Here is a 13,714-nt window from a genome sequence, read left to right as displayed (position 1 = left end):
GTATTGGTAAAATATTATTAAGCTGGTAATTGAAGATAAATAACTGATGCAGAGCCTTTTGACCCGTTTAAATCGCGGGTCTGGATGAGGTGTAAAGATGCGTTTTACCCAGTTATTTTTTGCCCGGCGAACACCTGGGCCACCGGCCCCCGCACACCACGGGCGCGCCACTACTGGACAATGCCCTGGCGAGTTTTGATTGCCACATCGAGCACCAAATGGACCTGGGCACCCACACGGTGTTTATCGGCAAAGTGATGGCAGTGAAAGCGCGCCGCTGGCGTATTCGCAGAGGAAATTTTGCGGGTTACAGGCGTTGGAGGCGGTTTAGCAATGCCGGTCTGGCGAGCACTTGTGGCGAGGGAGCTTGCCCGCATGCCCGTAGCAGCTGCCGCCAGGCTGCGTTCGGCCGCGCAGCGGTCGTAAAATCAGGCACCGCGTTTTTTCAGGTTAACCGTGGCGGCAGGATTTACGACCGCTGCGCGGCCGAACGCAGGCTTCGCCAGCTGCTACGGGAAGTTGGGCAAGCTCCCTCGCCACAGGGTTCATGCCCGACATTCTGGATCACCCCAACACCCCCAATTCCTTCGCCCGGGCCACGGCCTGGGTCCGGCGCTCGACGCCGAGTTTGCTGTTGATGTGGCTGGCGTGGGTTTTTACGGTGTGCAGGGAGATGAACAGCCGATCGCTGATTTCCTGGTTCGAGCAGCCCTGGGCGATCAATTGCAGGACCGCCATTTCGCGGGCACTCAGACTTTCGGTGTGATGCTGCGGCTCGACCGGCTCCCGGGCCACGGTTACGGCCGCTGGCAAGCGCTCAAGCAAGCTTTGGCGCAGCGCAGGTTGCGAACTGAACTGAAGTTGCTCCCTCAGCCAGTCGGGATGGCCACCCAGCAACCACTCGAAAGGTTGCAATACGCCCCCCGCCGCCGCTTCAAACGCCTGGGCCAAGGCTTGCCGTGCTTCAGGTTCGCGCCCGCTACCGAGCAGCAACGTGACCTTCTGATTCAACGCCATCGCGCTGAGCATCTGCCGACCGGTTCGCTGCCCATGCTCGACCAGTGTATTCAACCGCTGCTCGGCCACTGCGGTCCGCCCCTGGATCACGTCCAGCGAGGCCTGTTGCAGTTCGATGTGCATCGGCAGTTGTGGATGGAATTCCGGAGGCGCTGCCGCCTTTTCACCGTTATAGGTCTGCCCTAGCCGCGCCAGCCACGCTTCGGCCAGATCGGTACGGCCCTGAGCCAGCCACAGCTCGCATTTGACCAGGGTGATCATCGCCAGGTAGTAGATCGGCGGCACGTCCCAGATGTGCATCAACCGCTCGGCTTCGGCCAGTTCGGCAAAGGCTTTGGCGAACTGGCCGTTATGCCCTTCGAGCTTGGCGATCACACAATGACCGATCAGCACACTGATATCCCGACAGGCTCGCGCTTCGCCCAATCCGGCCTGCAATCGAGCGAGCCCGGCTTCGGGCTGCATGCGCAGGGTCAGCAGAAATCCTTCATACAGAGTCAGGCGAGCGCGAACTGCGTACAGCCGCTGCGGGGACAACTTCTGCAGGCGTTGCAAACCCTGGCGCACCTCATCGAGCGCGCGGAGGATTTCCCCCCGGGCTTGCAGCACCCGGGCCCGATCGTAATGGGCCAGGGCTTCGAAAAGCGGGTTGCCAACGCGTTGCGCCAACTCCAGCGAATCACGGTTCAAACCACGGGCGCGCCACAGGTCGGCGTCGGCAATTGCCAGATTGGAGAGCGTCGAAAGACACATCAAGCGCTGCCCGTAACGCTTGTGCGGCAGGCTCTCCAGCGCTTGCGTGCAATAAAGCAGGGTCAGCTCGCGGTTACCGCGACCACGGGCGATGATCCCGCTCAGCGCCAGCCATTGAGCCAGCATGGATTTCTGCGCGGTCGCCGAAGGTGCCGGCAGGAATCGACTCAAATGACTCGCCAGCTCCTCGGCGGCGTCCAGCTGACAGGCGAGTCCAAGCGCCCAGCTATAAAGCACGATCAACCGCGGCGTGCTGATCAGCAGGCTGTCGGGAAGGTCCATTTTCCAGCGCAGCAGCATGCCAACGTTTTGCTCGGCCAGCAGCTGTTCTTCGGAAAGGTTCTGCACCAGATTCGCCGCCACATCCAGGTGTCCGGCACGCAACGCCTGTTCCACCGCTTCATCGAGCAAGCCCTGGGCATTGAACCAGCGGCAAGCCCGCAGGTGCAGACTGGCGGCCGGCAATACCGCATTGGTCGTGGGGCGGGTACGCAGCAGGTCGGAAAACAAATGGTGATAACGATACCAATGGCCTTGATCATCCAGTGGCACGAGAAAAACCTGATGGGCCTGCAAATACCGAAGAATTTCAGCGCTGTCGTGGGCTTCGCGAACAGCGTCGCACAACTCGCTGCAAAAACGCTCCTGCGGCGCGGTGTCATACAGGAATGACTGCACCTCGGCGGGCAGGCAATCGATGACTTCTTCGAGCAGGTAGTCGCGAATCAACCCTTCCCCGCCGTGCAACGCCTGAGGCAGAGCACCGCCATTGCCGGCTTCGGAGGCCGCCAGCAGCCAGAAGCGCAGCCCGGCAACCCAGCCTTCACTGCGCTGGATCAGGCTTTCCAGGGCTTCACCGCGCAGCGAACTGCTGTGCCTGTCGAGCAATGTCAGAGATTCGTCGTGAGTCAGGCGCAGGTCCTGCTCATGCAACTCAAGCAATTGCCGGGACAGCCGCAAACGCGCCAGGTGCCAGTCCGGACGCTGACGGCTGGTGACCAGCACCAGCAAGCCATCGGGTAAATGATTGAGGAAAAATTGCAGGCAGCGATCGAGCACCGGTCCCTGGGCCAGATGGTAGTCATCCAGCACCAGCAATAACGGATTGCTCGCACTGAGGTGCTCGGCCAGTTCATCCAGCAGACCATCCAGCCATTCTTCGAAGGCAAACGGCTGGTGCCGCTGGCGCATTTTCAACAGACCAAGAGCCTGACTGCCCAGTTGCGGGAAATATTGTTGAAGACCGTCGAGCAGGCGCTCGAGGAAGCGGCCGGGGTCGTTGTCACGAGGACTCAGTCCCAACCAGAGGCTTTGCCAGTGAGCAGGCAGGCTCTGACAGAACTCCACCGCCAGGGAGCTTTTACCAAAACCGGCCGGCGCGCTGACCAACAGCAAGCGCCCGCTCAAGCCTGCACTCAGGCGCTCGCACAAGCGAGGCCGCAGTACATAGCCGTCGGGCAAGGGTGGTCGGTAAAAACGCCCTTCCAGTGCTGGAATCGCCACACCGGAAGGCCCTTGTAAGCGGGACAGGTCAGTCATAGCCAACTCTTGTTGAAGTGCTGTTGTCGGCATTGCAGATGTCCGCAGACTAGCGGTAAAAGGCCTCGTTTTGTAGATTTCCGCTACAAATTGATAGAAAAAGAATACAACCAAAATTGTCAGCGCCGGTTTGCCGTTACCACCGGCCAGCCAGAGAAAACCGCATAGCTCTTCGTAGGAGCCGGGCTTGCCCGCGAATGGGACGACGCGGTTTACCTGAAACCCCTCGGCGCCTGTGCCGATGCCTCGCGGGCAAGCCTCGCTCCTACCTTGATGAGCCCAATAGAAAACGCCCCGATCCAGTCGGGGCGTTCAGAGGATGCGGCCTCTGTTTTACAACGTATTAGCGAACACCATCCTGACGCAGTGCAGCAGGGGTGAAATCGCTGGTGGTCGCGGTAAAGCCGAAGTCATACGCCTGTTTCTCTTCGTTCTTCATGCCCAGTGCCAGGTAGCGACCCGATTGCAGGTCGTAGAGGGTTTCCAGGGCGTACCACGGCACTTGCTTGTCGTAATAGTTTTCAGCATGGGCTTCGGCCACACGCCAGAGTTGATTACGACCGTCGTAGTGATCGATCACCGCCGCTTGCCAGGTGTCTTCGTCAATGTAGAAGTCACGCTTGGCATAGATATGACGCTGCCCTTCCTTCAGGGTAGCAACCACATGCCAGACGCGGCGCAGCTCGTAACGCGCCAGGTCCTGGTTGATGTGACCGGCCTTGATGATGTCGGTGTACTTGAGCTGCGGTGAATCGAGCTTGTAGCTGTCGGAGGCGATGTACATCTCCTTCTTGCCTTCGAGTTTCCAGTCGTAACGATCTGGCGCGCCGTTGTACATATCCAGGTTGTCGGAGGTGCGCAGGCCGTCAGCCGCGGTACCCGGACCGTCATAGGACACTTGTGGAGCCCGACGCACGCGACGCTGACCGGCGTTGTAGACCCACGCCGAACGAGGTTCCTTCACCTGGTCGAGGGTTTCGTGCACCAGCAGCACACCACCGGCCAGACGTGCCGGAGCGGTCACTTTCTGCTTGAAGTAGAACAGGATGTTGCCCGGGCTTTTCGGGTCGTAGTCCTTCATCTTGTCGCGGAACACGAACTGGTCCTGGAAGTACACCATGCTGTACGAGCCGTTTGGCTGTGGCGTGGCCTGGGTCACCAGACGGGTCACGCTGCCGCCACGATAGCGGGTGATGTGGTTCCAGATAACCTCAACGCCACTTTTTGGAATCGGGAAAGGCACTGCGGTCTCGAAGTTCTCCAGACCGTTGCCACCGGAGACCAGATTGGTGTTGGTGGCATTCCTTTTGATGGCGGCGAGTACGTCATCCGGCACAGTGGCGCCGCGATGGGACGGGTAAACCGGCATCTTGAAGGTTTCCGGGTAGCGCTTGAACATCGCGTACTGCCCTGGAGCCAGCTTCTCTTTGTACTTATCGACGTTCTGTGCGGTGATGGTGAACAGCGGCTTTTCACTGGAATAAGGGTCGGACAGGAAGCCTTTGCTGTCGATGCTACCGGCGTTCCTGGCCATCGGTTTCCAGGCCGGGATCGAGCCATCGGCATTACCGGCCATCTCGGCGCCCATCGGTGTCAGGCTTTTGCCCAGCTTGTCCGCTTCAGCCGCGGGAACCGCTGCCATGACGCTGGTCGCCAGCAGCGACAGCCCAAGGACACCGACGTGCAACAGACTCTTGGTTATTTTCATAGTTTTGTTCGTCCTCAAGATGCAGTGCTTAGAAGTTCACGCCGACGCTGAGCGCAACGAAGTCGCGGTCATCCACGGTGCTGTACTTACCGCCAAAGAAGTTGGTGTATGCCAGGCTTGCGGTGTAGGTGTTCTGGTATTCAGCATCGACCCCAAGGCTCACGGCCTTGCGACCTTCTTCGAAGTTACCGCCAGGGCCAGGGGAATAGCCGCTGACGTCATGGGACCAGGCCACATTCGGCTTGAGGTTCACACCGGCGAACACGTCGGGGTATTCCCAGATGGCGCGGCCGCGATAACCCCACGAGTTGGCCGTGGTGAAACCATTGTTGTTGCAGTTGCTGCTACGGTTATTGGCCGAAGCACCCGGACCGGCACCGTTGATGGTGGAGGTGTTGAGGATCTGCGAGCAGGTGTCCAGACCACCCGTGGCTGGCAGTTCGCCTGGGCCGAAGACCGGATCGCGGCCGTAACGGACGTCGGACGTGCTTTCCAGGCCACCGACGTGAGTCAGGCCGACTTCACCCACCAGGGTCAGACGCTGGGCGCCCATGACCTGATCGAAGAAGTGCGTCAGGGTGGTCTGGATCTGGGTGATTTCCTTGCGGCGATAGCCGTGCAGGTCTTCACCCGGAACGCCAGTGAGCAAGGAGGCGTTGGTCAGCGTACCGCCCAGTGGGCGAACCCCAGCGAACAGAATGTCAGTGGAGTTCAACTGCACCGGGGCATTCGGACGGTAGCTGATCTCACCGCTCCACGCGGTACCGGTAGGCAGGGTGGTTGAGAAGCTCAGACCATAGAGGCGGATGTCTTCAGGGTACTCGACGAAATACTGCGAGTTACCCGCGACCACCAGCGGCCCCAAGGCCTGGAATGGACCCGGCAAGGCCTTGACGCCGTTGAAAACCGACTGCGGAGCCCCGGTGGCACTGAAGATCGGCGCCCGGCTGTGGTAGTTCATGAAGTACGCACCGAACTCGGTGTCCAGCGGGTCGAACATGTACTTGAAGGACGCGCCCCACTGGCCGCTGTTACGGGCTTCGCGATCATCACCACGACGAACCAGCACCCCTTCTTCGTTGACATCAACGCCGGCGGCGGCCAATGGCCCCAATGCGACTGCCGGGATAGTGGAGCGCTTGTTCAGTACACGCAGGTTGTCGGTGCAACCGTTGGCAATGATGTCTGGCTGGGAGAAAAAGGTGCCGCAGTTATCGACAACGGTCTGGTCCCATCCGATCTGGTAGAACGCCTCGGCCGACAGGCTCTCGGTCAGGCTTTGCGAGATGTAGAACATGTTGACCGGGATCAGGCCTTCCTTGATCTCGGCACCAGGACGACGGAACGCGGAAACATCGATCGGGTTGATCGAGTTGATACCGCCGCCAATGAAGGTACTTTCGCCCCAGCTCACGACCTGTTTGCCCAGACGCACGGAACCCGGCTCGTCACCAATGGAGTAGTTGTGGTAGACGAAGGCGTCGAGGATTTCTCCACCCGACGACTTGGCGCCTTCCTTACGTCCGTCGTTGCTGACGTTCTTGAATTCCAGATCCTGGTTTTGCAGCGCGAAGTCGTACCAGTATTTACCGCGTACGAAGACGCCGGTATCGCCGTATTTCAGTTCAAGGTCATGGATGCCCTTGAAGATCTTCGAAAAGGCTTGCCCGCTCTTGAAGTTCAAGTGACCGTCATCGGAGGTCTGGGACAGGCCTTTCCCACCGTTGTTGACGCCGATCAGGTTCTTGTTCGGCTGCTGGGTTGACACACTCATACCCAGGGAGAGAGACGAGTCGAACTGACCTTCTATTTCACCGATGTTGAAACTGACGCCGAATGCGGGCCCGGCAAGCGTAGAGGCGAGACTGACCGCCAGGGGCAGTTTCGCCCGGCGCCAGAACTGGTTTACTGATGTCATCGACGCTACTCCATGTGCTTTATTTTTATGGCTGTGAGCACTTCTAAAAACGCTCTGAGTGACAGGAAACCAGGTTGTCCCAAAGTCAGTCAGAGTTGCATCGCCCCGTTTTGTGCGTTTGCCCCGTTCTTAAAAATCCTTGAGCGGACTATAGCCAGCAGGTAGTACTGCTTGATCCCTCTAAAGTGTGATTTGCAGCCCCGCCCACTCTGCAACACTCCTTTCGCCAAACCGGCAGATGCCGGCACGACAAGGATGACTGAAAATAACGTTTTGACAAGCCAAGCGCTTGCTTGGTGGGCTTGCCGTGCCCTTTCGGGCACGGCAAAGGACGCTTAAAGCGTCGAGAGGAAGGTGCTGTTGTTGGTCTGCCACTCAGTGATGTCGAGGCGGATGCGCTTCTTGTCGAGTTTGCCGACACTGGTCTTGGGAATTTCAGTAACAAGGGCGATCTGGCTAGGAATTGCCCATTTGCTGAGATGGCCCAATTCAACGAACGGCTTGAGATGTTCCTTGAGTTCCCTGGCTTCAATCGCGTGCCCTTCGCGCACTACCAGCAGTGCAAACGGCCGCTCGCCCCATTGCGGATCCGGGATGCCGACCACTGCTACTTCGCGTACCGCCGGATGGCGGCTGATCAGGTCTTCCAACGCCAGGGACGACACCCATTCGCCACCCGTCTTGATCACATCCTTGATCCGGTCACGAATATCGATCACGCCCATGCTGTCCAGGGTGGCCACGTCGCCGGTGTGCAACCAACCGCCGGCCCACAGTTCAGCCCCCTTCTGCGGTTCGCGGAAATAGCCCTCGGTCAGCCATGGCGCACGTAATACCAACTCGCCCTGGGACTCGCCATCAGCCGGCAGGAAGTTGCCATCGTCATCGACAATCGCCGCTTCCACCAATGGCCCTGGCACACCGGCCTTGATTCGATAGGTGGTGCGTTCGTCTTCAGTACCGGCCATCAGCTCGTCATTGAGATGAGCGCAAGACACCAGCGGGCCGGTCTCCGACATGCCGTAAGCGGCGGTCAGTTGAATACCCTTGGCCTTGGACGCTTCGTACAGCGCACGGTTGAGGGCGCTGCCACCGATAACGATTTTCCAGCCGCCGAAGTCTGTGTCCCTGGCCGCCTTGGCATTGAGCAGCATCTGCAGGATGGTCGGGACGCAATGGGAGAAGGTGACCTTTTCCTTGCGCCACAACTGCACCAGATACTCCGGATCGTAACGACCGGGATAAACCTGCTTGAGCCCGAGCATGGTCGCCACATACGGCAGGCCCCAGGCATGTACGTGGAACATCGGCGTGATGGGCATGTACACATCGTTTGTGCCCAACAGTCGCACACTGTCGATGCTGCCCATGATCGTCGACACGCCCATGGTGTGCAGTACCAATTGCCGATGGGTGAAATACACCCCTTTCGGATTACCCGTGGTGCCGGTGGTGTAGAAAGTGGTCGCGACCGAGTTCTCGTCGAAGTCTTCGAAGTTGTACTGCGGGCTGGCCGCGGCCAGCAGTTGCTCATACTCGCCAACCAGATTCGGCAAGTCCGCGGTTTTTTCCGCTCCGTCGGTCAGCAGCAGGGTTTTCTCGACCGTGGTCAGCTGCCCGGCAATTGCCTGGTAGAGCCCCGTGAACTCACTGTAGACCAGCACGAAGCGGTCCTGGGCGTGGTTCATGGTGTAGAGAATCTGCTCAGGCGACAGACGCACGTTGATGGTGTGGATCACCGCGCCAATCATCGGAATGGCGAACATGCACTCCAGATAGCGATGGCTGTCCCAGTCCATCACCGCCACGGTATCACCGGCCTTGACCCCGGCTGCCGTCAGTACGTTGGCCAGCCGCGCGACACGCTCAATGAGGGTCGGGTAGCTATAGCGCAGTTGATCACGGTAGACGATCTCGCGGGTTTTCTCGTAACGGCTGCCGGACATCAGCAGCCGCTTGATCAACAGCGGGTATTGATAAGCGCCTTCGGCTGGCGGGATAACGCGAGTCTGCAACATAAGAATCCCTTTTGTGACTGCACGGTCTTGGCTGTAAAGATCTGCACTTTAGAACCCCTTTATGACAGCCAAATCAGCCAAAGGAATGATTTGCAGAGCCGTACAAATGCTGGCCTTGCGCCAGCATTCATTTCCGGTCGTACAATCAATGCATCTCGGTGAATGCCAGCTTCACGCCAATGGCGATCAGCACCGCGCCCATGGTCCGGTCGAACCAGTGGCCCATGCGGGCGAAACCGGCGCGTACCCGCTGCTGGCTGAACAGCATGGCCACCAGGCAGAACCAGGAACCGGTTGCCACGGCCAGGTAAACCCCATAACCCGCCTGAATCGCCAGCGGTGTTTGCGGGTTGATGACTACGGTGAACAACGACAGGAAGAACAATGTCGCCTTGGGGTTCAGGCCATTGGTCACGAAACCTGCGGTGAAAGCGCCGCGAGCCGTGCGTTCGCCGGCTTCCTTGTGCAGGTCTTCAGTCGCCGGCCTGGCCGGCTGGGCGCGCAGGGCCTTGAAACCGATGTACAGCAGATAGGCGGCCGCCAGCCATTTCAGGGCATTGAACAGGACGATCGACTGCGACACGATCAGGCCGATACCCAGTAATGAATAGCCCACATGCAGGAAGATCGCCATACCGACGCCCAAGGCCGTCCAGGTACCCGCACGGCGACCGTGAGTCACGCTTTCGCGCACCACCACAGCAAAATCCGGGCCGGGGCTTGCAACAGCGAGCAGGTGAATAAGGGCGACGGTCAAGAACTCTGTCCAGTACATGGGGGCTCCTTTTTGGCAGGGAGTATCAAATTGTTTCATCTGTTAGGCTCGCCACATTACGCCTTCAGTTAACCGCACAAAAGGTACAGTTGATGAGTAACAATCGCCGCGCCGTGTTCCTTGACCACACTTCCCTGGACCTGGGCGACCTTGACCTCAGTGCGCTGCGAAACAGTTTCAGCGATCTGCAGCTGTGCGCACAAACCACGCCGGATCAAGTGATCGAACGCCTGCAAGGTGCCAACGTCGCCATCAGCAACAAGATCATGCTCAACGCCGAAACGTTAGCCGCCTGCCCCGAACTGAAGCTGATCCTGATTGCCGCCACCGGCACCAATAACGTCGACCTCGCCGCCGCTCGCGCCCATGGCATCACCGTCAGCAATTGCCAGGGTTACGGCACACCGTCAGTTGCCCAGCACACGATCATGCTACTACTGGCCCTGGCCACGCGCCTGAGCGACTATCAGAAAGCGGTCAGCGAAGGCCGCTGGCAACAGGCCAGGCAGTTTTGCCTGCTGGACTTCCCCATTGTCGAGCTGGAGGGCAAGACCCTCGGCCTGTTGGGCCATGGCGAACTGGGCAGCGCCGTCGCGCGGCTGGCCGAAGCCTTCGGCATGCGCGTACTGCTCGGCCAACTACCCGGACGCCCTGCCCGCGCCGATCGTTTACCGCTGGAGGAGCTGTTGCCGCAAGTCGACGCGCTGACCCTGCACTGCCCGCTCAATGAACACACGCGCAACTTCATCAGCTCCCGCGAACTGGCGTTGCTTAAACCCGGCGCCTTCATCGTCAACACCGCTCGCGGCGGCTTGATCGACGAACAGGCTCTGGCCGACGCCTTGCGCAGCGGTCACCTCGGCGGCGCGGCCACCGACGTGCTGAGCGTCGAGCCGCCGACTGCCGGCAATCCCTTGCTGACCAACGACATTCCACGCCTGATAGTTACCCCGCACAACGCCTGGGGCAGTCGCGAGGCACGGCAGCGGATCGTCGGTCAGTTGACGGAAAACGCCCAGGCGTTTTTCAACGGTACAGCGCTGCGGGTCGTCAATTGATAAACTGCGCCACTTTTTCAGGAGCAGACCATGGATCCGCGCAGTGAAGTACTGCTTCGTCAGGCTGAGTTATTCCAGGGCTCGCTGCTGCTGGCCGGTTTACCCGCCGATGATTTGCTGGGCAAATTGCCCAACGCCCATGGCTGGTGCTGGCATGCCGGTGATCAGGCGGCGCTGGGCGCACGCTTTGCCGAGCGCAGCCATTTTGGTGTGAACGCGCCGCAACAACCGTTCGAGACAGCGGTGGTGTTCCTGCCCAAATCCAAAGACCTGACCGACTACGTGCTCAATGCCCTGGCCTCGCGCCTGGCCGGCCGCGAGTTGTACCTGGTCGGTGAAAAACGCAGCGGTATCGAAGGCGCAGCCAAGCAACTGAACCCCTTCGGCAAACCTCGCAAACTCGACAGCGCACGGCATTGCCAGCTCTGGCAGGTCACCGTGGCCAATGCGCCGCAAGCCGTGACGCTGGAAAGCCTTGCGCAAGAGTACGAACTGCCGCTGGCCGAAGGACCGCTAAAAGTCATCAGCCTGCCCGGTGTATTCAGCCACGGTCGCCTGGATCGCGGCAGCGCCTTGCTGCTTGAGCATCTGGACAAACTGCCCAGCGGCCATTTGCTGGACTTCGGCTGCGGCGCGGGCGTGTTGGGCGCCGCGGTCAAACGTCGGTATCCGCACAACACCGTCACGCTTTTGGACGTCGATGCATTTGCAGCCGCCAGCAGTCGGCTGACTCTGGCCGCCAATGGCCTGGAAGCCGAGGTTCTGACCGGCGATGGAATCGACGCAGCACCCATGGGTCTAAGTGCGATCTTGAGCAATCCGCCGTTCCATGTCGGGGTTCATACCGATTATCACGCAACGGAAAACCTGCTGCGAAAAGCGGTAAAACATCTGAAAACAGGTGGCGAACTGCGCCTTGTTGCCAACAGCTTCCTGCGTTATCAACCACTGATAGAAGAGCATCTGGGGCAGTGTTCGATCAAGGCCGAAGGACAAGGCTTTCGCATCTATCGGGCCAAGCGCGGCTGAAACCTCTTTTAGAAAAGAAGGCTTGCCGAATGGATTTTGCCTAGGCAGAATTCGCTCCGTCCTAGGGGAGTAGTCTCCCACGAGCGCCATGCTCGTCCGGCATACGTCAACATACTTGGTCCTCAGACCATGGCGTATGCGACCCAGAGTCCGCACAGACGGACCGCAGGGTTTGACAAGACCTATGACACGAACACCTTACCCGGGGCGGGAAGGCTGTACGTGTCATAGCCGTGTCGACCCGCCCCTTAGGAAATACCTGATGCTGGATTCTCTACTCGTTCCTACCGCAATCGTTGCCTTGGCCGAAATCGGCGACAAGACGCAGCTGCTTGCCCTGATTCTCGCCGCGCGCTTCCGCAAGCCCTGGCCAATCATCGCCGGTATCGTTGCCGCGACCCTGGCCAACCATGCCGCAGCCGGTGCGGTCGGCGCCTGGTTCGGGAGCTTCTTCTCGGACGCCACCCTGCACTGGATCCTCGCCGCGAGCTTTACCGCAACGGCGCTGTGGACCCTGGTGCCAGACAAAATGGATGACGACGAAGCCAGCACTGCCCGCAAATTCGGGCCTTTCCTGACGACGCTGATTGCGTTCTTCCTCGCAGAAATCGGCGACAAAACCCAAATCGCCACGGTGATGCTCGCCGCTCAATACCCTGAGCTGTGGCTGGTGATCATCGGCACCACCCTCGGCATGTTGATTGCCAACGTACCGGTGGTGCTGGCGGGTAACTTCGCGGCAGACAAACTACCCCTGACCCTGATCCGTCGCCTGGCGGCCACCGCGTTCTTCATCCTTGCCGTTGTCGCGGTGTACAAGGCGATGCAGATGAGCGGGTGGGTCTGATTACATACACCGATCGTTCCCACGCGGGAGCGTGGGAACGATCATTGACTCAGGGCTTCCTGGCCTTCAGGTAAAGCGGCATGACCTTCGGAATCGCCGCTTGCAACGAAGCCATCCGGCTGCTGGAAGACGGGTGGGTACTCATGAATTCAGGCGGCGAACCTTCCGACGCCTTGCTCATTTTATTCCACAGAGTGATCGCTGCATTCGGGTCAAAACCGGCGCGGGCGGCCAGTTCCAGGCCAATCAGATCCGCTTCGTTTTCATTGTTTCGGCTGTTGGGCAAGGTCATGCCGTAATTGGCCACGGTGTCCGCCAGGGCCAGGCTGTCCTGCCCCAGACCGAGTAGCGCCCCGGCCCCCTGCTTCGCCATTTCAATGCCATAGGCCTTGGACATCGCTTCACGACCATGCTCGCGCAGAGCGTGGGCAATTTCATGGCCCATGACCGCAGCGATTTCATCGTCGGTGAGTTTCAGGCTGTCGATCAGCCCGCTGTAGAAAATGATCTTGCCGCCAGGACCACAGTTGGCGTTGAGTTCGTCACTCCTGATCAGGTTGACATCCCACTGCCACTGGGCCGAATCCGGACGAAAAACCGGCGCCTGGGCGATCAGTCGATCGGCAATAGCCCGGACTCGTTTGGCCTCGGTACTGGTCTTGTCCAGCACTCCCTTCGTGGTCGCCTCCCCCACCGTCTTCTGGTAGGACTGCGCATACATCTGGTTGACCTCGTCGGTCGACAGCATGCTGAACATGTACTGCTTGCGCTCAACGCCCACCGCGCCGCCGTTGGTGGTGTTGACAGACTCGCAACCGCTGAGCAGCAGAGCCGCGCTCAGCGCACACAAAACCAATGACTTATTCATCAATACGCTCCCTGAAAACATGGCGCGTATCCTAGGCGGTGAAATGTATCGGCGCCAGATACAACGGACGTGTAACACGTACATTTCAGATACATCTCTGCTCCCACTCGTGCTTCTGATCGTTCCCACGCTCCGCGTGGGAATGCATCCCGTGACGCTCTGCGTCACAGCGTCAGAAGCGGAC

At 59.5% G+C, this 13,714-nt stretch carries 10 protein-coding genes and 1 riboswitch; of the genes, 4 read left to right on the top strand and 6 right to left on the bottom strand.

Annotation, left to right across the window (positions count from 1 at the left end; genetic code table 11):
* Nucleotides 1-119 precede the first annotated feature (119 nt).
* Nucleotides 120-638, top strand: coding sequence for a flavin reductase family protein (locus tag AC07UI_RS07180; RefSeq protein WP_494991830.1), 519 nt, complete (start codon nucleotides 120-122; stop codon nucleotides 636-638).
* Here AC07UI_RS07180 and AC07UI_RS07175 read toward each other — a convergent pair.
* The 5 genes from AC07UI_RS07175 to AC07UI_RS07155 all read right to left on the bottom strand — a co-directional run bounded on the left by AC07UI_RS07175 (nucleotide 565) and on the right by AC07UI_RS07155 (nucleotide 9,728).
* Nucleotides 565-3,309 carry a winged helix-turn-helix domain-containing protein gene (locus tag AC07UI_RS07175; RefSeq protein ID WP_494991829.1) on the bottom strand — a complete coding sequence of 915 codons (2,745 nt, stop codon included), beginning with the start codon at nucleotides 3,307-3,309 and terminating at the stop codon, nucleotides 565-567. The genes AC07UI_RS07180 and AC07UI_RS07175 overlap by 74 nt on opposite strands.
* Nucleotides 3,310-3,652: 343 nt before the next feature.
* A complete protein-coding gene (locus AC07UI_RS07170) occupies nucleotides 3,653-5,017 on the bottom strand; it encodes a DUF1329 domain-containing protein (protein WP_494991828.1) in 1,365 nt (454 codons plus the stop codon).
* A 28-nt stretch (nucleotides 5,018-5,045) separates the two neighbouring features.
* Nucleotides 5,046-6,935, bottom strand: coding sequence for a DUF1302 domain-containing protein (locus AC07UI_RS07165; protein WP_494991827.1), 1,890 nt, complete (start codon nucleotides 6,933-6,935; stop codon nucleotides 5,046-5,048).
* Between the two features lie 335 nt (nucleotides 6,936-7,270).
* Nucleotides 7,271-8,953, bottom strand: a complete 1,683-nt coding sequence (locus tag AC07UI_RS07160) for a fatty acid--CoA ligase (protein WP_494991826.1) — start codon at nucleotides 8,951-8,953, stop codon at nucleotides 7,271-7,273.
* A 145-nt stretch (nucleotides 8,954-9,098) separates the two neighbouring features.
* Nucleotides 9,099-9,728: a LysE family translocator gene (locus tag AC07UI_RS07155; protein ID WP_494991825.1), complete on the bottom strand. Its 630-nt coding sequence runs from the start codon at nucleotides 9,726-9,728 to the stop codon at nucleotides 9,099-9,101.
* Between the two features lie 92 nt (nucleotides 9,729-9,820).
* Here AC07UI_RS07155 and AC07UI_RS07150 point away from each other — a divergent pair, with 92 nt between their 5' ends.
* The 3 genes from AC07UI_RS07150 (at nucleotide 9,821) to AC07UI_RS07140 (ending at nucleotide 12,662) form a co-directional block, all read left to right on the top strand.
* Nucleotides 9,821-10,786 (top strand): 2-hydroxyacid dehydrogenase, encoded by a 966-nt coding sequence (locus tag AC07UI_RS07150; protein ID WP_494991824.1) that lies wholly within the window; start codon nucleotides 9,821-9,823, stop codon nucleotides 10,784-10,786.
* Between the two features lie 30 nt (nucleotides 10,787-10,816).
* A complete protein-coding gene (locus tag AC07UI_RS07145) occupies nucleotides 10,817-11,815 on the top strand; it encodes a methyltransferase (RefSeq protein ID WP_494991823.1) in 999 nt (332 codons plus the stop codon).
* 52 nt (nucleotides 11,816-11,867) lie between these two features.
* A riboswitch (yybP-ykoY riboswitch) is annotated at nucleotides 11,868-11,989 on the top strand.
* A gap of 88 nt (nucleotides 11,990-12,077) precedes the next feature.
* Nucleotides 12,078-12,662, top strand: a complete 585-nt coding sequence (locus AC07UI_RS07140) for a TMEM165/GDT1 family protein (RefSeq protein ID WP_494991822.1) — start codon at nucleotides 12,078-12,080, stop codon at nucleotides 12,660-12,662.
* 49 nt (nucleotides 12,663-12,711) lie between these two features.
* Here AC07UI_RS07140 and AC07UI_RS07135 read toward each other — a convergent pair whose 3' ends face one another.
* Nucleotides 12,712-13,530: a M48 family metallopeptidase gene (locus tag AC07UI_RS07135; protein WP_494991821.1), complete on the bottom strand. Its 819-nt coding sequence runs from the start codon at nucleotides 13,528-13,530 to the stop codon at nucleotides 12,712-12,714.
* Between the last annotated feature and the right edge of the window lie 184 nt (nucleotides 13,531-13,714).

The sequence above is a fragment of the Pseudomonas sp. GW821-FHT04C07 genome (assembly GCF_059420325.1).
Note: the sequence above shows the minus strand (reverse complement) of the source record. Positions and strands in the feature narration are given on the sequence as shown.